General features: G+C 28.8%; 23 protein-coding genes. 17 read left to right on the top strand and 6 right to left on the bottom strand.

Annotation, left to right across the window (positions count from 1 at the left end; genetic code table 11):
* Positions 1-109 precede the first annotated feature (109 nt).
* Positions 110-1,078, top strand: a complete 969-nt coding sequence (locus B3Z56_RS13325; protein ID WP_346877821.1) for a hypothetical protein — start codon at positions 110-112, stop codon at positions 1,076-1,078.
* A gap of 194 nt (positions 1,079-1,272) precedes the next feature.
* Here the strand turns inward: B3Z56_RS13325 and B3Z56_RS13330 are convergent, their stop codons facing one another.
* Positions 1,273-2,208: a hypothetical protein gene (locus tag B3Z56_RS13330; RefSeq protein WP_346877820.1), complete on the bottom strand. Its 936-nt coding sequence runs from the start codon at positions 2,206-2,208 to the stop codon at positions 1,273-1,275.
* Positions 2,209-2,300: 92 nt separating this feature from the next.
* Positions 2,301-2,720 (bottom strand): Fur family transcriptional regulator, encoded by a 420-nt coding sequence (locus B3Z56_RS13335; protein ID WP_035135687.1) that lies wholly within the window; start codon positions 2,718-2,720, stop codon positions 2,301-2,303.
* Between the two features lie 213 nt (positions 2,721-2,933).
* Between B3Z56_RS13335 and B3Z56_RS13340 the strand changes: the two genes are divergently transcribed.
* The 5 genes from B3Z56_RS13340 (at position 2,934) to B3Z56_RS13360 (ending at position 8,194) form a co-directional block, all read left to right on the top strand.
* Positions 2,934-4,310, top strand: coding sequence for a PhoH family protein (locus tag B3Z56_RS13340; protein WP_035135555.1), 1,377 nt, complete (start codon positions 2,934-2,936; stop codon positions 4,308-4,310).
* 443 nt (positions 4,311-4,753) lie between these two features.
* On the top strand, positions 4,754-5,407 hold the full coding sequence (locus tag B3Z56_RS13345) for a site-2 protease family protein (protein WP_346849241.1): 654 nt from the start codon (positions 4,754-4,756) through the stop codon (positions 5,405-5,407).
* A 64-nt stretch (positions 5,408-5,471) separates the two neighbouring features.
* Positions 5,472-6,128: a tRNA (guanosine(46)-N7)-methyltransferase TrmB gene (gene trmB / locus B3Z56_RS13350; RefSeq protein WP_346849240.1), complete on the top strand. Its 657-nt coding sequence runs from the start codon at positions 5,472-5,474 to the stop codon at positions 6,126-6,128.
* A 196-nt stretch (positions 6,129-6,324) separates the two neighbouring features.
* Positions 6,325-7,281, top strand: coding sequence for a sulfurtransferase (locus B3Z56_RS13355; RefSeq protein ID WP_346849239.1), 957 nt, complete (start codon positions 6,325-6,327; stop codon positions 7,279-7,281).
* Between the two features lie 199 nt (positions 7,282-7,480).
* A complete protein-coding gene (locus B3Z56_RS13360; RefSeq protein WP_346849238.1) occupies positions 7,481-8,194 on the top strand; it encodes a TVP38/TMEM64 family protein in 714 nt (237 codons plus the stop codon).
* A 40-nt stretch (positions 8,195-8,234) separates the two neighbouring features.
* Here the strand turns inward: B3Z56_RS13360 and B3Z56_RS13365 are convergent, their stop codons facing one another.
* Positions 8,235-8,690: a rhodanese-like domain-containing protein gene (locus tag B3Z56_RS13365; RefSeq protein ID WP_346849237.1), complete on the bottom strand. Its 456-nt coding sequence runs from the start codon at positions 8,688-8,690 to the stop codon at positions 8,235-8,237.
* Between the two features lie 252 nt (positions 8,691-8,942).
* Here B3Z56_RS13365 and B3Z56_RS13370 point away from each other — a divergent pair, with 252 nt between their 5' ends.
* From B3Z56_RS13370 to B3Z56_RS13395, 6 genes are all read left to right on the top strand, one after another.
* Positions 8,943-9,719, top strand: a complete 777-nt coding sequence (locus B3Z56_RS13370; RefSeq protein WP_346849236.1) for a (Fe-S)-binding protein — start codon at positions 8,943-8,945, stop codon at positions 9,717-9,719.
* Between the two features lie 8 nt (positions 9,720-9,727).
* Positions 9,728-10,327, top strand: coding sequence for a CDP-alcohol phosphatidyltransferase family protein (locus B3Z56_RS13375; protein ID WP_346849235.1), 600 nt, complete (start codon positions 9,728-9,730; stop codon positions 10,325-10,327).
* Positions 10,317-11,525, top strand: a complete 1,209-nt coding sequence (locus B3Z56_RS13380) for an ABC transporter substrate-binding protein (protein ID WP_346849234.1) — start codon at positions 10,317-10,319, stop codon at positions 11,523-11,525. The genes B3Z56_RS13375 and B3Z56_RS13380 overlap by 11 nt, the downstream gene beginning before the upstream one ends.
* Complete coding sequence (locus tag B3Z56_RS13385) at positions 11,515-12,384, top strand: ABC transporter permease subunit (RefSeq protein WP_346849233.1); 870 nt, start codon at positions 11,515-11,517, stop codon at positions 12,382-12,384. Before B3Z56_RS13380 ends, B3Z56_RS13385 begins: the two co-directional genes overlap by 11 nt.
* The gene (locus tag B3Z56_RS13390; protein ID WP_346878980.1) at positions 12,381-13,166 is read left to right on the top strand and encodes an ABC transporter permease; all 786 of its coding nucleotides are present in this window, start codon (positions 12,381-12,383) and stop codon (positions 13,164-13,166) included. Before B3Z56_RS13385 ends, B3Z56_RS13390 begins: the two co-directional genes overlap by 4 nt.
* A 169-nt stretch (positions 13,167-13,335) precedes the next feature.
* Positions 13,336-14,121 carry an ABC transporter ATP-binding protein gene (locus B3Z56_RS13395; RefSeq protein ID WP_346849231.1) on the top strand — a complete coding sequence of 262 codons (786 nt, stop codon included), beginning with the start codon at positions 13,336-13,338 and terminating at the stop codon, positions 14,119-14,121.
* A gap of 64 nt (positions 14,122-14,185) precedes the next feature.
* On the opposite strand, the gene B3Z56_RS13400 is transcribed toward B3Z56_RS13395, so the two are convergent.
* Entirely contained in the window at positions 14,186-14,839 is a 654-nt protein-coding gene (locus tag B3Z56_RS13400; protein WP_346849230.1) for a TVP38/TMEM64 family protein, read from the bottom strand.
* Positions 14,840-15,059: 220 nt separating this feature from the next.
* Here B3Z56_RS13400 and add point away from each other — a divergent pair, with 220 nt between their 5' ends.
* Positions 15,060-16,052 (top strand): adenosine deaminase, encoded by a 993-nt coding sequence (add, locus tag B3Z56_RS13405; protein WP_346849229.1) that lies wholly within the window; start codon positions 15,060-15,062, stop codon positions 16,050-16,052.
* A 73-nt stretch (positions 16,053-16,125) separates the two neighbouring features.
* Here add and B3Z56_RS13410 read toward each other — a convergent pair whose 3' ends face one another.
* On the bottom strand, positions 16,126-16,926 hold the full coding sequence (locus tag B3Z56_RS13410; protein WP_035135574.1) for a metal ABC transporter permease: 801 nt from the start codon (positions 16,924-16,926) through the stop codon (positions 16,126-16,128).
* Complete coding sequence (locus B3Z56_RS13415) at positions 16,913-17,572, bottom strand: metal ABC transporter ATP-binding protein (RefSeq protein ID WP_346849228.1); 660 nt, start codon at positions 17,570-17,572, stop codon at positions 16,913-16,915. Before B3Z56_RS13415 ends, B3Z56_RS13410 begins: the two co-directional genes overlap by 14 nt.
* 256 nt (positions 17,573-17,828) lie before the next feature.
* Between B3Z56_RS13415 and B3Z56_RS13420 the strand changes: the two genes are divergently transcribed.
* From B3Z56_RS13420 to B3Z56_RS13435, 4 genes are all read left to right on the top strand, one after another.
* Positions 17,829-18,761, top strand: a complete 933-nt coding sequence (locus tag B3Z56_RS13420) for a metal ABC transporter solute-binding protein, Zn/Mn family (RefSeq protein ID WP_346878981.1) — start codon at positions 17,829-17,831, stop codon at positions 18,759-18,761.
* Positions 18,762-18,907: 146 nt separating this feature from the next.
* Positions 18,908-19,135: a DUF1450 domain-containing protein gene (locus B3Z56_RS13425; RefSeq protein WP_346849226.1), complete on the top strand. Its 228-nt coding sequence runs from the start codon at positions 18,908-18,910 to the stop codon at positions 19,133-19,135.
* A gap of 140 nt (positions 19,136-19,275) precedes the next feature.
* Positions 19,276-20,124, top strand: a complete 849-nt coding sequence (locus B3Z56_RS13430; RefSeq protein WP_346849225.1) for a DegV family protein — start codon at positions 19,276-19,278, stop codon at positions 20,122-20,124.
* Between the two features lie 6 nt (positions 20,125-20,130).
* Positions 20,131-20,586, top strand: a complete 456-nt coding sequence (locus B3Z56_RS13435; protein WP_346849224.1) for a PadR family transcriptional regulator — start codon at positions 20,131-20,133, stop codon at positions 20,584-20,586.
* Positions 20,587-20,730: the final 144 nt, after the last annotated feature.

Below are 20,730 nucleotides of genomic sequence, written 5' to 3' on the forward strand. Positions count from 1 at the left end.
AAACCATGGCCCAGTATAGGGGGGTTTCTAGAAAAGTAAGAAAATTAGCAGTCCATGTTATTCATGGATTGCTTTTTTAAAATTTTATAATAAGTAAAGAGGTGAGTAGATGGGAAAGCATAAGCATAGAAAAAGAGATAGAGAAGAAAACTATGTGCAAGAGCAAAATAATAATGGATACTTTGGAGGATATAATGGTAATAATCCAATGAATAATAATATGGGCATGAATGCAATGAATATGGCTGCTAACTTAGGTGCAATGGGAATGAATAATCCAGCTGGAATGAACAATCCAATGGGAATGAATAATCCTATGGAAATGAATCCTATGGGCATGATGAATCCAATGGGAATGAATAATCCTATGAATAATATGGGAGGAAATAATCCGTTGGCTAGCATGTTAGGAGGTATGGGCGGAAACTTTAATGGTATTCTGGACTTGCTTAGCAATTTAGGCATAGGCGGGGGAGGTAACACAGGAGATAGTGGTGATTTAATTAGCATGATATCTTCTTTATTAGGGGGAGGAAATACACAAGCACCTTCTAATAATGTAAACAATGGTAATAGTTCAGTAAATAATCATAGTTCTATAGAACAAATTTTATCTCAGATTAAACCAGAGGATATAGAACAATTAAAAACATTGCTACAGAATATGAATTCTAATAATTATAGTGATGGTAATAATGTCAATAATGAAAATGTTGAAGAGTATACAGAGATAAAAAAAAAAGATAAAGAATCAGTAGATGAAATATTAGCTAATCTTGACTTTAATGCCATATTGAATAACATGAATAACTTGGAGTTTTCACGAATAGATTTTTCCAATGTAGATTTAAATAATTTAGACATAAATGACATTATAAAAAGTGATGAGTTTTCAGAAGAAAATATTACTACAGTAGATGAAGCAGATATAATTGAAGAGAACATATTTAGAGATGAAAAAGGGTTAACGGAGGAAGAGTATAATAAGATTATAAATATATTGATTAGACTCATTGATCCAAATAAGATTAAATTATTACAAAAAATTTTTGAATATAATAATTTAGAAAAAGATTAAAATATTTAAAAAAGATGTATATAAAATATAATTTAGTCAATAATAAAAATGTAATGGAAGTTAAAATCTCCATAAACCTCTAGAAGTAATTTTAGAGGCCCCCCCCATCCCCCTGGGACCATTAGGTCCCATTTTTATTTTTTGAATATAATAATTCTAATAATGGGAGGCGAAGATTAAAAAGGTAAAATAACTTAATATATATTAACAGAGGTAATTTTAAATGGAAAATCATTATCATTATATTTATTTATCATTAAATTTATAGTTAAATTACTTACTTTTTTACTATCAGATGCGCTTATTACTCTAAAGTTTAATATCCAATTTTCACAGGTTATATTTCCTGTATTATCCCAAGCTAAATCTGTAAAATAACCATCTTGAAATTTATAATAATTTGATCCATTAGCAAGTCTAAAAATACTCTCTAAATCTGAACCGCTTATTTGAGAGTAAAAATAGTTGGGAACAGACAAGTAAGGGTCAGGCAAACTTTCTATTAGGCATATAAAGTTAGTTATAGTATCCTTGCCTGGTAAAGATGTAGTCAGATTATCATTAAATTCTTTAAGGGAGCCTTTATTATATAAATATCCCTTTAAATTAATATTATTATCTTGAAAATTACCTGATATAATTTTAGGAGTTCTACTATTAGCACTATCTATAAATCCTAATAAATTATTAGTAGAACAAAATATGTCATCATATCCATTTCCATTCCAAGAAAAAATATGTTGAACAGCTTTATTATGAAAAGAGCTTTGAATAAATATTTCTTTAGAATTATCTCTAGAAATATCTAAGGTAGAAACCCTTACAGGCCAATATGTGCAATATTCTCCAAGGGTCTGCAAGTTTTTATCATAGTTTAAACTATAGGTTTCATTACTATTTAAATTTACCTGAGCTAATAAGTCAGAGTCAGATTTTTTAATAAATATGGAGTCTTTTTTATTATCATTATTTAAATCTTCATTAATTACAATGTTTTCTTCAGATAAGTTGAAAACATTTTTTCCTTTTAAGTTATTTTCTTCAAAAAATAGTTTAAAAAAACATAAAGTAGCTAATACAAATAAGAATATATTAAATAATTTAGTATGCAAATTATTTTTCTTATACACTATAATCACCCCTCCATAAATTATATGTGTAAAGAGAGATAATAATTATTAAAAATTAGACAAATAAAAAAGAGATTAGATGATCTAATCTCTTATTTTGATTTCTTGCACATAGGGCATAGTCCATAAAAATATACTTTATTAGAAATAATCTCATAATCTGTATTATCTTTTACACTAGAATTTAGAAAATCAAAGTTAACACCTTCTAAATCATCTACCCTAGAGCATTTTATACAATGTATATGAGGATGTGGATCAGCAAAACCATCATATCTAAAGTTGCCTTCTCCAACATTAATCTCTTGAATTAAATTAACGTCTACTAAAACCTTTAGCGTTTTATAAACTGTTGCTAAACTCATAGTTGGATACGCTTCTTTTAAAGCTTTATGAATTGTTTCAGCTGATGGATGTTCTTTTGTTGATTTCAAGTAATTGTATACGGCTATACGCTGAGGTGTAAGTTTCAGTTTTTTTTCTTTGAAAACTTGGGTAAAATTAATATCCATTGAATCACCTCTATAGTTATTTATTATAGATATTATATAATAAATATTATCCATTGTCAAAGGGAAAGAATGGATAATGATTATTATATAATATAGTTATATTATATAATATATTATAGCAATTACAATAAAATATTTATATAAATTTAAAAAATTAATTCAATTAATAAGAAGTCACTCATATATTATAGTATAAGAGAGGAGGAGAATGACTTGAAAAAAACATATGTGTTAGATACTAACGTTATATTATATTCATCAGGAGCATTATTATCTTTTGGTAATAATGATGTAGTAATACCAGAGGTGGTATTAGAGGAGCTGGATGATTTTAAAAAAAATAAAACTGACCTTGGATTAAATGCTAGACAGGCATCGAGAATTATAGATGGATTAAGAAAGTTAGGAAATTTGAATGAAGGAGTACCTCTTCCTGGTGGTGGTAAATTAAGAATAGAGACTAATTGCTTAAATGCAGAAGTTCCAAAGTTTTGGGATAGAAATAAAGCTGATAACAGGATACTCCAAGTATGTAAAGCGTTAAAAGATGCTGGGGAAGATGTTATATTAATTACAAAGGATACCTTTGAAAGAATAAAAGCAGATATTGTCAATGTAAAAAGTGAAGATTTTTATGAGAAGGTAGTTCCAGCTGGAGATGAGCAGTATACTGGTAGAATGGAAGTCTATGTTTCACAAGATAAGCTTTCAGAATTCTATTCTAAAAAGGTTATATCTAAAAATGACGTAGTATGTTATCAAGAAGAAAATGATGAGTATTATACTCCTACCCTTTATACAAATCAATTTTTAGTTATGCATTCCTTAGAAAATAAAAAACAAAGTGCATTAGGCAGATTTGATGGAGAAAATATAGTACATTTGCATTATAAGGATAGCAAACCCCTTGGATTAAGTGCTAGAAATGTAGGACAAAGATTCATGTTAGAGTGTCTATTTACGTCATCTAATATGGCTCCTTTAAGTATAGTAAAAGGTCCAGCAGGAACAGCCAAAACATTATTTTCTTTAGCAGTAGGATTACAGAAAATTATAGAAGAAGAAACTGGTGAATATAGAAAGATATTAGTATGTAGACCTAATGTAACTATGGATGAAGAAATAGGTTTTTTACCAGGTACTGAAGAACAAAAAATATCTCCATTTATGAGACCTATTTTTGATAATTTAGAAGTTCTAGTAGATTCAGATGAAAAAGAAAGATATAAAAATGAAAAAGAGTTACAAGATAAGGTAAATGAATTATTTGATAGAAGGATTATAACCACTGAAGCCATAGCATATTTAAGAGGTAGATCAATAATAAGACAGTGGGTAATTATTGATGAGGCTCAAAATCTCTCTCCAAAGCAAGTAAAGGCAATTACCACTAGGGTAGGTATTGGAACAAAACTTATACTTATTGGAGATCCAGACCAAATAGATCACCCATTTATGGATTCTAGGTCTAATGGGTTATGTTATGCATCTGAAAGAATGAAAGGTAGTAAATTGTGTTACCAAGTAACTTTGAAATATGATGAATGTGAAAGATCACCACTATCCTTTGAAGCTGCTCAACGTTTGTAGTATAAATCATAAATTTATTAGGATATAATAATTTTTATAGTATTTATATAATAGTAAAGAATCGATAAGTATTTTATAATATTTATTGGTTCTTTTTTGGCTCTGTAGTTAATTAAAGTGATAAATGTTACAAATACTCCAATATTATATTTAAGAAAAGTTATTAATACATGGAGTGAGTATAGCTAAAATTGCACCTATTTAAAATGTTACATATGGAACCAGTTAAATATATAAATAGTTAACTAGTTGTTTTATCCGTGCGGGTTTCAGTTGCTTTTGTATTTTAATAGTGTAATTAACTCTATAGTAAAGACATAATATAAGTACTATTTATTAAATTAAGTAGTTGAAAAAATAATAAAAATTTTATATTAATAAAAGAATTAAAAAGAGTGATAAAAATATGATATACTAGGAGTATTGCAGAAGGAGTGAAAAGGATGAACAATAATTATTTATTGGGAAGAATCTTAGTGATACCAGCAATTTTAGTTGCATTTACATTTAAGGGATATATTCAATCTAAAATTGCTATAAAACTTGGTGATGATACCCCAAAAGAGTATGGAAGAAATACTTTAAATCCTTTGAAGCACATCAGTGTATTTGGGTTTATATTTATGCTTATAATAGGTTTTGGATGGATAAAACCTGTAGAAATTAATAAATCAAATTTTAAAAATCTTTATAAAGATGATTTTAAAATAAGACTTGGAGGACTTCTAACTACTTTGACTATAGGATTTATAGCTACAATAGCTCTAGCTTTATATGTCAAGTTTATACCAGGAAATAGTGATATTAAATATATAATATATTTAATTATCCAACAAACAGCTATCGTAAATTGTTCTTGGTTTATATTAAATTTATTACCTATACCAGGTTTTGATGGATTTAGCATAATAGTAGATATATTAGGAGATAAATCTGAAAGATTTCAAACTATAATGTATAAAAATAATATGTTAATATTTATTATATTAGTTCTACCTATTATAGGTGGATTTTCAATTTTAGATTTTGTAGTTGGAGTACCAGGACAGTATATATATAATATTTTTGCAGCTATGGCTACATATTTATTTTTATAAAATTTATATAGACAAAATAAATATATGATATAATTTAACAAACTAATATCGAGGAGAGTAATATATGAGACTTAGAAAAAAGCATTGGGCAAGACCAGAATTAGAAGCTAGTGATATTGTAATATATGATAAATATGGTCATTGCGGAAAATGGAGAGAAGAATTTGAAAATAATAATCCTATTCATTTAGAGTTAGGTTGTGGTATGGGAGGACATATTAGTCAACGTGCAATTAAAGATAGAAATGTAAACTTTATAGGAATAGATTTAAAAGATGAAGTTGTAGTATATGCATTAAGGAAAGTTATGGCATCATTTGAAGTAATAGAAAGAGCAAAGGATATAAATGCAAGACTTATAGTCCTTAATATAATGCTTATAGACAATGTATTTGGGAAAGATGAGATAGATAGAATATATATAAACTTCTGTAATCCTTGGCCGAAAAAAAGTCATAACAAGAGAAGACTTACATATACGAAATTTTTACAATCATATAAAAAGTTTTTAAAATCAAATGGAGAGATATGGTTTAAAACCGATGATGTAGATTTATTCAATGATTCTCAAGAATACTTTAAAGAAGCAGGATTTTCTTTAGAATTTATAACCTATGATTTACATAATAGTGGATTTGAAGATAATGTAGTTACAGAGTATGAAAGCAAGTTTACAGCTATGGGAATGAAAACTATGTTCTTGGTGGCAAGAATAAAATAAAAGTAAGAGACAAGATTTAGCTTTATATTGATGTTGAATCTTGTTTTTTTATTTTTATAATGTATTTAATCTATAGATATTTCAAATAGAAAATAAGAAAACTATAAGTATATTTAATAAGTTTTGACTATAAATAGTGCCTTTGCTATATTTATGTAGGTATATAAAATAGTAAAACCATATGGGGGGAATTAATATGAGAAAAAAGGCATTATTATTAGCTATGAGCTTAATGTTAACTACTACTATTTCCTTGGTCGGTTGTGGTAAAAAAGAAGAAGTAAAACCAGAAGCAAATTCTTCAAAAGGAGCTCAAGTTGAAGAAAAGGTTAGTTTTAAAGGTAAGTACATAGTAGATGTTTCATATGTAAAAGAAAGTTTAGAAAAAGAAAATCTACTTCTCATTGATGCAAGGGGTGAAGAAACTGCAAAAAAAGGAACTATTCAAGGAGCAATGGCTATGGCATGGCAGTCTATTGCTAAAGTTGAAGATAGCAAAGCTGGAGATGAGATGTGGGGTACTATTCTAGAACCAGAAGAGTTAAGTAAAAAGCTAAGTAACCTTGGTATTGATAAAGATAAAGAGATTATTATTTTTGCAGCGGCTAAAAATGGATGGGGCGATGACGGAAGAATTTTATGGGAGCTTGTAGCAGCAGGCTATGATAATGTTAAAATGGTTGATGGTGGATACGATGCTATGGTATCAGCAGGGTTACCAGTAGTAAAGGAGATTGCTACACCAGAGCTAGCAGATGTAAAAATTGAGGCTATTGATGATACTCATTTAATTAACACTGATGCTTTAAAAAAAGAATATGAAAATGTAAAGGTAGTAGATGTTCGTGCTGATGAAGAGTATGAAGGAAAGACCTTGTATGGTGAGGCAAAAGGTGGTCATTTACCAGGGGCAATACACATTAAATACACAGATTTATTTAATGAAGAAGGAAATTTAAAGTCAAATGATGATTTAACAAAAATATTTGAAACATCAGGATTATCAAAAAGTGATAAGATAGTAACCTATTGCACAGCAGGTATTCGTTCTGCATATATGCAGTTAATTCTTGAAATGTGTGGATTTGAAAATTCTCTAAATTATGATGAATCATACTATAGATGGTGTGCGGTAGAGGAAGTTGAAAAATAATATCATAAAGTTAATATTATAAAATAAAGTATTCTTTGATATCAAAGAATACTTTATTACAATAGAAAAACATTATATCTAATACAAGAAATAATACAAATTACTGAATAGCTTGGATATTATATATGATACAAAAAAGATAATAAGTAAATATGATTTTCTATGGATAAATATACATAGTTAAAGTAAGGAGTATGTTATGGAAAAGAAATTGACACACAAAAAAAGAAATTTAGGAAAAATCTTAATATTAATTATTATAGTATCACTAAGTTTAGCATATTTTTTCATACCAACTTTCAATTCAAAAGTAAATGGCATCTTTATGTTATTCAGCTCTATGAGTATTGAGTCTGTGGCTGGATATATAAGATCCTTTGGAATATATGCAGTATTAGTTTCATTTTTACTAATGGTGTTTCAATCAGTGGCAGCACCCTTGCCAGCATTTCTAATAACCTTTGCCAATGCTGCTATTTTTGGATGGTGGAAGGGTGCTCTATTATCATGGATTAGTTCTATGACAGGAGCAGCTTTGTGTTTTTATATTGGAAGAATTCTTGGACGAGATGCTGTTGAAAAACTTACTAGTAAATATGCAATGGCAAGTGTGGATGGGTTCTTTGAAAAGTATGGTAAACATACAATTTTAGTATGTAGATTATTGCCTTTTGTATCCTTTGACTTTATATCCTATGCAGCAGGATTAACATCTATGGGATTTTTAGAATTTATAGTGGCTACAGGGATTGGACAATTACCAGCAACTGTTGTTTATTCCTATATAGGTGGTATGTTAACTGGTGGAGCTCAAATGATTGTTACGGCGTTATTAATACTTTTTGCAATAACTGTATTAGTATTTATGTTTAAACAGATATATAATGAGAGACAAAAGAAAAGTAAAAAATAAAATGCAGAGTTAAAATTCACTCTGCATTTTATAATAAAAATTATTTTTCTAATAATTCATCATATGGCCAACCTTTTTGGCCTTTTTCTAATATAAACATTCTCTTTGCATCCACACCTTTAGTTGTTAAGTAATCAATAGTGTTTTTAGCACCACCGCCACCACCTGGGCAAACAACTATTATTGGTTTATCTGTTTTATTAATTTCATCTAAGGTAACATCTATTTTAGATCTTAAATCATCAGTATCTGCTGGATAAGCATAAGTTGGAACAGTACCAACAATATGATGTGCATCGTAATCTTCTTTTGGCTGTATATCTATTAAATAAGTATCATCTTTATTTTCAATAGCAGTTTTTAATTGTTCAGCTGTATAATATTGATATTGTTTTTCTTCGCCTTCTTTTGAAGTATCCTTTGATTTACTACATCCCATAAGCATAGTTGAGATAATTAAGCAAAGAGCAAGTAGAAGAGTAAGTTTCTTTTTCATTTTATATCCCTCCGTAAGTAAATTAATATATTTATTATATTGGTTTCTATTACCAAAGTTATTATATATAAAGGATACATTAAAATCAAATAGAGAAATTAAATTGAAAGTAATAGGTGTATTAGAGATAGCTATACTTATTGACAATAATTATTATTAAAGCTATACTTTTTTTGTTGAAATAAAAGGATATGAAATAGGGGTCAATAGTACCTCTTATTTTTATGCATAGAAAGGTAGTGTTATAAGAGGATGGTTAAGGGGAAAATAAGCATAAAAACTCATCAACTTCTTAGTTTTAGTTCACTATTTATTGAGCTTTCACCAGGAGAAAATGTATTTTGGCCAGGGTGTGCTATTTTATCTATGGGAGAAGAAATAGTGATGAAAACCTATGAACTTTTAAAAACACAGCTACCTGATTTAAAATTAAGTACTATGTGCTGTGGAAAACCATCACTTCATATAGATGGGGGACAACCTTATGAGAAAAGAAAACAGTTTTTAAATAAGGCTTTTGAGAAAAATGGAGTAAAGAAAATTTATACTTTATGTCCTAATTGCCAAAATACTTTGGTTGAAAATAGCAATTGTGAAATAATATCAGCATGGACAGTTTTAGATGAGATAATCCCAAAAAATAAATATAATATATATAAAGGAAGAAAATTATCCTTACATGATCCTTGTCCAATAAGAGGTTATTTAGAGAATGCTGTTGCTGCAAGAAATATATTAAATAAACTAGGAGTAGATATATTAGAGTTCCCTAATAATAGGGATAGAACAATTTGTTGTGGGAAAAAAGATATGATTATGACTTTATATCCAGAAAAGGGTCAAAAGCTATTTGAAATTCGTGCAAAACAAGCACCATCCAAAGAAATAGTGACATACTGCAGTTCTTGTGTAGATACTTTTAGAAAAAATAGTTTTGAAGCATATCATATTTTAGAATTATTATGGGAAACAAAGGCTAATGGGTCTTGGAAGAATAGGTATAATTCTGTAAGGAAGAGTAAGAGGTAAGATTGATAATGTTAGATACAAGGGGAAGAAAATATTTTGATAGAATATTTGATAAAATCGGAAGAAGTTTTCTTAAAATCGGTTTCATGCCAACACATATAACTATTATTGCTGCTATTGTTGGAATTGTAGGAGCTGTTTCATTTTCCTTTGGTAAGTTTATTTTATCAATAATTTTATTATGGATTTCTGGATTTTTAGATGCTGTAGATGGTTCTATGGCAAGACAAAGCGGTAAGGTTTCAGAGATAGGTACATTATTAGATATATGGCTTGATAGATTAGTTGAAATTTCATATATAATATCCTTTGCTATAGTATGTAATGAGGCAACCTTTACCTTAATGATATTAGCTTGCACTATAATTTTATCTATGACGGTATTTTTGACTAGTGGAATGCTCTTAGAAAATACAGGTATTAAAAGTTTTCATTATCAAGCTGGATTAATGGAAAGAACTGAAGGGTTTATAATGTTTACCTTTATGATAATCTTTTATTCTTATATGAAAATATTAGCATTTATTTATGCCGTGTTAATTTTATATACAGCAGTACAAAGACTATATATGGCAATTAAAGTATTAGGAGGTAACAATGAAAAATAAGAAATTAAAATCAAAACTTTTGATAATTCTTTCCATAATACTTGTTTTTGGACTTGTAGCCTGTGGTAAGAAAAATGATAAAGCTGAAGTGGTAAACTTATATGGATGGGGTGGAGATGAAAGAGTTAACACTTGGATTGATAAGGAATTGGCAGTTTATGTAAAAGAGAACTACAATATTATTTTAAATCGTATTCCTATGAATATTGATGAAATTTTACTGAAACTTACTAATGAAAAAAGTTCTACAGAAAAAGGGGTTATTGATATTATATGGATAAACGGTGAAAATTTTCATTATGCTAAGGAAAATGAGCTTTTGTATGGACCTTTTTTAGATAAATTAGAAAATACACAAAGGTATATAGACTTAGAAGGTGATGCTGCAAATAAGGATTTTGGGTATCCTACAGAAGGATATGAAGTGCCTTGGGGAACAGCTCAATTTGTATTAAATTATGATAGCGATAAGATAAATATACCACCAACTAATATAGAAAAATTAAAAGAGTATGTAACAAAGAATCCTGGTAGATTTACATATCCTCAGGCTAGTGATTTTACTGGCTCAGCCTTTGTTAGAACAGTACTTTATGATATTATTGGATATGATAAATTAAAGGACTTACCAGCAGATTATGATGAAGTTAAAGAAGCTATGGCACCTGCATTAGAATACCTTAAAGGGATTGAGCCTTATCTATGGAAAAAAGGGGAGGTTTACCCTACAGATTCTGCTCAACTAGATGGTTTATATCAAGATGGTGAAGTTGATATTGCCATGGATTACAATGCTAATAAAGCTTTAAGTAAAGTAATGGATAAAAGTTGGCCTGTGTCTACTAAATCCTTTGTATGGGATAAGGGAACTCCATTTAATACACATTATTTAGCCATTGCAGCTAATGCATCTAATGTAGATGGAGCATTAAAGGTAATTAATGCTGCCCTATCAGCTGAAATGCAGATGTCTAAAGCAGACTTAAGAGGATGGGCGGATTTACCATCTATTGAATACAATAAGTTAAGTGAGGAACAACAGAAGGAACTTGATGAGAAGCTTACTCCAGATAAAGAGTATGAGCATACAATTCTAAGCTATGAAGAACTTTCAAAGCATCAACAAGCAGAATTAAGATCAGACTTAGTAGTAATTATAGAAAAGGTATGGGAGGATGTGATTCTTTTTGATAAATAATAAGCAGAGACAAAAGGTTATTGGTGGATTAATGATTATTCCATCTTTATCTGTGATAGTTGTAATTACTATGTTTGTTATTATCAATACCTTTATGGAAAGCTTAGGATATATTCCTGAGCTTTCCTTTAATAATTTTACATTTAAATATTATAAAGAGTTATTTTCAGATCCTGTTTTTTTAAATAGTTTATACTATAGTTTTAAAATATCCTTAGTATCTTCAGTAATTGCTACAGTTTTAGGTAGTTATCTAGGATATTACATATCAAAATCAAGGAATAAATTTATAAATGTTTTATATAGATTGCCAATTCTACTCTCCTATGTGGCAGCGGCAGTTCTTATATATACAACTTATAGTGATAAGGGCTTACTATTTCACATAATATCATTATTAGGATTTTCTAATATAAATATAAATTTAATTTTTAACTCCAAGGGAATAGCAGTAATACTTTTAAATATTTTTAAAGGTATGCCTTTCATAGCATTTAGTGTTGCTCCTATTTTTATGAAAGCAAATAAAAATTATAGGTTTATAGCACAGAACTTAGGATGTACAAGATTTCAGTATATAATAAAAATTCTTTTACCTTTAGCTAAGAGAGCTATATTTACTTCATTTTTAGTAATATTTAATTTTAATATGTTTACTTATGAAGGTTTTTACTATCTAGGACCATCAAACCCAATTTCTATAGGGGTTTATGCTTATAAAACCTACCTAAATGCAGATTTATCCAATAGAATATATGGAATGGCTATAAATATGATAATGATCATAATATCTTTAATATTATGTGTGCTTTATTATAAAATGATAAAGGATAATGGACAAGAGGAGGTAAGAGAGTGAGAAGGTGGATTAAAAGTGTATTGATATTTTCTATACTTATATTTTTAGTACTTCCTATAATATCTATGATGGTTTGGGCCTTTTTTAAAAATTGGAAAGCAACGGATATTTTACCTAATACTTTTACACTAGATGGTTTTAAATACTTTTTTACATCAGGAGATTGGTTTATTGGAATAAAGTCTATTTTCTTTTCTATAGAAGTAGCATTAATATCTTTAGTTTTAAGTATCATGGCTGCAAGATTTTTTATAACTACCCATATAAGGTATAAAGTCACATTCGAAAGCATTTTTTATTTACCTATGTTATTACCAGTAATAAGTATATGTTTAGGAAGTCATAAATTATTTCTAAACTATTTTACTTCTTGTAGTATTGCTGTTTTAGTGTTACATATTTATTTTTCCTTACCCTATGCATTTAAATTAATATATTCCTATTATACTGTTTGGGGTATAGGAGATGAGCTTACAGCTCGAGGATTGGGTGCATCTTTTTGGCAAGCGTTTAAATATGTGAATATACCACTATATGCTCAAGGGTATGCATCAAGTTTTTTTATGGCATTTATTATATCTTACTCTCAGTATTTCATAAACATGTTTATTGGAGATAATAGCCATGTTAACTTTTCTATGATTATGACACCGTATATAGGAAATTCTAACAGAAATATAGCTTCGGTATATACATTAATGTATATACTACATGGAGTAATAGTAATGATAATGAGTTCATATATAACAAAGAAGTGCAGTAAGGCATCTGAAAATAAATAACAAGTCAAAGATGGGAAGTATATTTTGAATTAGACAAGGAAACAGGTTCCGCAGATAGTAGCACTATCTAAGGGTTCTGTTGACGCAGTATAACACAAAATAAACGAGCATTCTGACTTATTTATTTTTTGAAGATGTCTAATGATAAATATAGGGAGATGGGTTAAATATGAGTAAGATAGAGCTTAAAAACATATATTTTTCTATTGGTAATAAGGAAATTCTAAAAAATATTAATTTAACTATTGAAGATGGAGAGTTTTTCTCTATATTAGGTCCTAGTGGGGCAGGAAAGTCTACAATTTTTAAGACTATTACAGGGGCTATATTACCTAATGAGGGAGAGCTTAGATTAGATGGTGAGATTATTAACTATTTACCTATGGAAAAAAGAAATGTAGTAATGGTACACCAAGGAAATCAACTTTTTCCACATATGACGGTAAGAGAAAATGTAGAGTTTGGATTAAAAATGAGAAAGTTTCCAAGGAAATATATTGATGATAAGGTCAAATTTCTTGTTGAGTTTTTTAACATGAGTGAACATATGAAAAAGTACCCCCATCAACTTTCTGGGGGACAACAACAGTTAATATCATTAATGAGAGCTTTAGCTATAGAGCCTAAGGTGCTTTTGCTTGATGAGCCCTTTACAGGGTTAGATAATAATTTAAAGCATTATATAAAAGACTATATAATGAAGATACAAAGACAGTTTAGAATTACTACCATTATGATCACTCATGAAAAGGAAGATGCTTTTTCTATGAGTAGTAGTATAGCTTTTTTATTTAAAGGAAGTATAGCTTTAGTAGATAAAACAGAAAACCTAAATAGATTAACTAATATACCTTGTATTGATGAATACTTAGGTGAAATTACTACTTTAGGGGATGGAAGGATTATTTTTTCTGATAGAATTATAAAGATAAAAAATAAGGAGTCAATTATTTAATTGATATCCTTATTTTTTATATTATATAGTTAAATGTTATGGGGAATTTCATATGAGGTTTATTTTAAGAATTGGTTTTTCCTATCCTTTTTCCAAGGATTAAAGAGAAAATCGTCAGCAATATTAGAAGTATAATTGATACCATAAATGCTGGGTTATGGATATTCAAAGCTTGATTTCCAATGTTCAAAAATACTAAGGTACCTGGAAGAATTCCAAGGATAGTAGCTAACATATAGGAACTGAACTTTATTGATGTTAATCCAGCACCATAATTAATTAAATTGTACGGCATGGCTGGTATTAATCTTAGAATAAATATAATTCCAAAGCCTTTTTTTTCATCTAAATTAAATAAGAAGCTGCTCCAGTTTTCAGGAAGCTTTCTTTGGAGTAAATTAGTAACAGCATCCTTTGCTAGGACTTTAGCCATTAAAAACATTATGGCACTATTTAAAACTGCTCCAATTAAGGTATATATGGTGCCAGGAAGAAATCCAAATAGAAGTCCTGCAGCAAGGGCTAAGATAGGTACAGGGAAAAAAGCGATTGGAAGTATAGTAAAACATAATATATAAATAAATGGTGCTAAGTAGCCAAAACCACCTATGTAATTTCTTAAAATCTCTGGAGTTAATCCTCTGAAAAATGCAAGATAGGTGATAACAAGTATTAAAAGGGTTATCATTGAAATTGTAAGTTTTTTATTTTTTTTCACAGTGTTGCCTCCTTATAGTGACTATATCTCCATAACATATAGTATATAAATTAACAGTGTAAGTCAATATATTGAAATTAGTATAGAGAATTTCTATAAGTAAAATGTAATGATTACTAAATGTAGTAATTTAACTTTAATTTTAGTATAATTTAACTAACTGGTTGATATTTAAAGAAGAATATGATAATATACAACAAAATAGAAAGGGGTATGAGTTATGGACTTTAAAGCATTGCCAAAAATAGAATTACATTGTCACTTAGATGGAAGTGTTAGACCCAAAACTATATTAGATATAGCTACAAAAGAAAATATAGAAATACCAACTTATGATTTAGAACAATTGAGAGAATTATTAGAAGCTCCATTAGAATGTAAATCACTAGTGGAATATTTAGATAGATTTAATATTCCAATAAAGATAATGCAAAGTAAGGAAAGTTTAAGAAGGATTACCTATGAACTTTTAGAAGATGCAGCTGAAGAAAATGTAAAGTATTTAGAAATTAGGTATGCACCGACTTTACATACAGAAAAGGGATTAACATTAGAAGAAGTTATTGAAAGTGTATTAGAGGGAATTAGACAAGGTGAAAAAGACTTTAATATAAAGGCTAATTTAATCTTATCTTGCTTAAGACATAATGGTGCAAATAGTGCATCTACAGTGGTGGAAGCTGGAAAGAAATTCTTAGGTGAAGGGGTAGTTGCTGTAGATCTTGCCGGAGCTGAAAATGAAGGTTTTGCTAAGGAATTTGTAGATGTAATAAAGGTAGCTAGAGAATATGGCTACAGAGTTACTATACATGCAGGAGAAACCGGTATAGGAGTAAATGTGGTAGATGCAATCAAATTACTTCATGCAGAGAGAATAGGTCATGGAGTAGCAATAAGAGATCTTAAGGAAGCCTATGACTTAGTTAAAGAAAATAATGTAACCTTAGAAATGTGTCCAACTAGTAATATGCAGACAAAAGCTGTAAAAAGTTATGAAGAGCACCCATTGTTTAAATTTTATAAAGAGGGCATAAGAGTTTCTTTTAATACTGACAATAGAACTGTTTCTGCTACTAATGTAACTGGTGAGTGTGAAAGTATAGGTAAGGTTGTAAATATGAGCTATGAAGACTATAAAAAGATATACATGGATTCTGTAGATGCTGCATTTACTACAGAAGAAATTAAAGGATATTTAAAAACATTAATATAAAATGGTTAGATATATAATTATTATATTAAATAGCTATAATCTTAATTTTTTTAAGATTATAGCTATTTATATTTTAATTTCTAGATTTAAAAGTAGATTTAAATATAATAATTACTATTAATATAACAACAGAGGTTAGGGCTATAGTACCTCCAGGAGCACAATTTAGTATATATGAAAAAATAAGACCTAATATTATATCTATAAACCCAAAAAGGATAGACAGTAATAGAGTGGGTTTAAAGCCTTTATCTAGTTGAAGAGCTGTAGCTACAGGTAATGCAATCATTGACGACATTACAAGGATACCCATTATACGTATAGAGACAGAAATGGTAGCTCCAACAAGTAAAGAAAATATATAGTTTACTGCTTTTACATTTATACCAGAAATCTTAGCACCTTCTTCATCAAAGGTAGTATAAAGAAGCTTATCATATAAAAAGTATATAACTACAATAGATATACAGCTAAGAATAACCATAATAATTAAGTCTGCTTTAGTAACGGTTAATATGCTTCCAAATAAATAGCTATTAACGTTCCCAGAAGCTTTTCCAGTGCTTATAAGGGTAATTCCTATACCAACACTAAAGGTCAGAACTATAGAAAGAATAAGTTCTGCGTATTTTTTGTAGTAGTCTCTAAGAAATTCTATGGATAAACCACATATAGTTGTAAATATAAATGCACATATTATTGGATTAAATCCCATTACTAGTCCTATAGCAACACCAGCAAAGGCTGAGTGAGCCAAGGTGTCACCCATCATAGAATGTCGTTTAAGCACTAAAAATACTCCTACCATAGGACATAGTATGGATATGAATATGGCTGCTAAAAAGGCATTTTGCATAAACTCATATTGAAACATTAGAAATCCTCCTTATGTACTCTTCAGATGTATATAGAGTTCCAAAGCCATTCTCCATGGTAAGGATATGGGTTGAATTTTGAAGAGCTGTTTCTAAGTTATGCTCTACAGATATAACGGTAACTCCATTCTTTTTATTTAAAGAGGCTATAAGCCCATAAATCTCTTTCATGCTTTTGCTATCAACTCCAGTGGAAGGTTCATCTAGAATTAATATATCTTCATTAGCTAATATAGCCCTTGCAATAAAAATCTTTTGTTTTTGACCTCCAGATAAGTTTCCAATAAGAGAATTTTTATACTCAAGCATATCCACTTTCTTTAGAGCTTCAGTGATTGACTCTTTATCTTTAATTTTAAGAACATTTCTATGGGCATTAAGCATTTCCCAAACAGTTATAGGAAAAGAACTATTAAAATTTTCGACTATTTGAGGAACATATCCAATTTTTTTAGAAGTTAAATTAATACTTCCCTTTTGAGGAGTAAGTAGATTTAAAATCAACTTTATTAAGGTACTTTTACAACTACCATTAGCACCAATTATGGATACATAACTTTCTTTAGCTATGTTTAGTGAAAGATTATCAATAATGTAGGGCTTAGAATTATTATATGAAAAACATAGGTCTTTAATTTTGATCATTAGTGTTGCTCCTTTCTACAATTATAAGTCTAGCCATAATTTTACATATTATAGCTATAATTTAAACAAATTAAAATAAAGATTATCTATAAGTGAATGATTTTTCATTAATATGACAATATTTAAAAGTGTAACATATGTAAATTATTAACACTGACCTAGTACATAATAGTGTAGGTCAGTGTTGATAATAAAATCTAATATGATATAATTATACTACTTATGAAAATCATTTTCAATTGAAGGAGAGAAAATTATGAAGAAATTAAAGGTTTTAGGAGCATTAACTTTGATAGTAGTTATGTTAACAGCATGTTCTAATATAGAGTCAAAGAATAGTGAAGAAAAGGTTAATACAATTAATATTGTTACGTCCTTTTATGGTATGAAGGCTTTAACTGAGGAGATAGGGGGAGATAAGGTTAGCATAGAAAGTGTTATACCAGAAGGTAGTGAACCCCATGACTTTGACATTAAGGCTAAGGATATGAAGGCTATAGAAGAGGCTGATATATTCATTTATAATGGAGCTGGCATGGAATCGTGGATTGAGGATGTAGAAGCAGCTATCGGTGGTAAAGAACTAATAGTTGTAGAAGCTAGCAAGGACGTTGAACTTATAAATGCTGATGAAGAACATGAAGAAGATGAAGAAGATGAAGAGCATAATCATTCAGGAAAGGATCCTCATACTTGGCTTGGGTTAAGTGAAGCAAAGATTCAAGGTGAAAATATTAAAAATGCTTTGGTAGAAAAGGATGCTAAAAATAAAGAGTATTATGAAGAAAACCTTAAGAAATTTAATGAAAAAATAGATAATATAATTAAGGAGTATAATCCAAAGTTCAAAGAACTGGCTAATAAGAATTTTGTTACAGGTCATGCAACCTTTGGTTATTTATGTAGAGATTTTGGTCTTACACAAAAGAGCATAGAGGGGGTTTTTGTAGAAGGAGAACCATCACCAAAGGAATTACAAAATCTTATGGAATATTGTAAAGGGAATAATATAAAAACTATTTTTGTTGAAGAATTAATTAGTCCTCAGCTTTCAGATACTTTAGCTAAAGAAGTGGGAGCACAAACTAAACAAATATACACTCTACATAGTAGCGAGGACGGAAAATCTTTTTCTGATGTTATAAAATACAATGTAGAAACTATATACAGTGCTATGAATAATAAATAATTATATAATGTAAAATAAGGCGTGTACTTTATGGTATACGCCTATAATTTTCTGTGAAAAAAACTGTGATGATGGTTGTAAATAAAGGACTATAGTATATAATAATTATATAATTTACGAATAAAGGTTGAAAGGATTAAAAAAACATGGGAAAGAAGATTAGTACATGTAAATGTAATGAGGGACAAGAAAAATTAGTAGAGGAATTAAAAAAAGTTATTGGTGATGAGAATAAAATAACAGAAAATATGTGTATAGGTGCATGCAATTTATGCAGTCACAAATACATTGCCAGGGTAGATGGAGTACTTGTGGAGAATGAGAGTTTAGATGAGGTTTTAAATTCTATTAAGGAAGAAGTCCATAGAATTTAAATTTAAAAATAAATTATCAATAAAAAATAATTAAATTTAATAAAATTGCATATAATATTATCACTTCTGATATATCACTATTGATAATGTACTCATTACTGATATATAATAATAATAGAACAGATATAGGAGTGATAAATATGGAAAAAATAGCTTTAATTACTGACAGTGCTAGTGACATTACTAAGGATATAGTTGATAAGTATAATGTAAAGGTATTACCTTTTAAAATAATATATAGGGATAAGGAGTATAGTGATGGAGTAGATATTACATCTAAATATGTATATGATACTTTAGAAACTAATGCACCAACCACTTCATTACCATCCATGAGAGATATGGAGGAAATGTATGATGAATTAAAAAAAGAAGGATATACTCATGCAATAGTAGTAACAATTTCTTCAAAACTATCAGGGTTTAATAATGCAATTAAACTAATATCAGAAGATCATCCTGAGATTAAGACCTATGTTCATGATTCTAAGTCTATATCTAAGGGTGAAACTATACTTATTGAAGAGTCAGCCGAAATGATTAAACAAGGAAAAGGTTTTGATGAAATAGTATCAGAACTTCCTAAAATTACTGATAGAATAAATATATACTTTGTTATAGGAACCTTAGAATATCTTATAAGAGGGGGAAGAATTGGAAAGGTAGCTGGAACTATAGCTCAATTTTTAAATCTTAAACCAATTGTAAGTGTAGATAAGGAAGGTGAGTATTATACTTATGCAAAGGTTAGAGGAAGAAAACAATCTTTAAATAAAATTTATGATATTGTAGTATCAAAATTAAATGATAAAAAATATGATATTCATATAATGCATGGTGAAGCAGAGGCAGAGGCTATGACATTGCTAGATAAATTTAAAGTTCATAAAAATGCTAACTTCGTAAATTTCGGAGGTTATCTAAGTCCAGTATCAGGTGTTCATTCAGGACCAGGATTCATAGGAGTACTTATCTATGAAAAGGAGTAGGTTGATATGGTGGAGGATGAATTAGGGAGAGATATAAATGATATAAAAGCTGAAGAAAAGAAACTTTATGAAGAATATAAAAGAAAACTACAAGAGCTTAGAAAGGTAAAAACAGAAAATGAAGCAGTAGGTCAAGTGTTTACTAAAGGATTATTGCCAATATACACATTATATATATTGGTTCAGGGGCCTACTAATGGAAATGATATATCTCATCAAATAGGAAAGCGTACTAATGGATTTTGGATACCTAGTACAGGTGGAATATATCCATTGCTTAAAAAACTGGAGAAACAAGGATTTATTGAAGGTAGTTGGGATGAAGAAAAGAAGTCCCAGAAGATATATAGGATTACAAATAAAGGAATTGAAGAGTTTGAACATAAAAAAGAGTTATTAAAATCAAAGATAGAAGAGGCATTAGAAGTATTTAAGATAATAAAAAAAGATTTATATGATTAAAAAGTTCCATAAGCTTATTAGCTTATGGGACTTTTTCATTAGTATCACAGTGAAGCTATTTCAACATACAAAAGTTTCGTATTTCGAATTAAATATATTGAAATAAAAGGTAATTTCTTGTATTATATATGTGTAGTAGAAAAT

Source organism: Clostridium sp. UBA7791 (assembly GCF_002480755.1).
In the GTDB taxonomy this organism is placed as follows: domain Bacteria; phylum Bacillota; class Clostridia; order Clostridiales; family Clostridiaceae; genus Clostridium_J; species Clostridium_J sulfidigenes.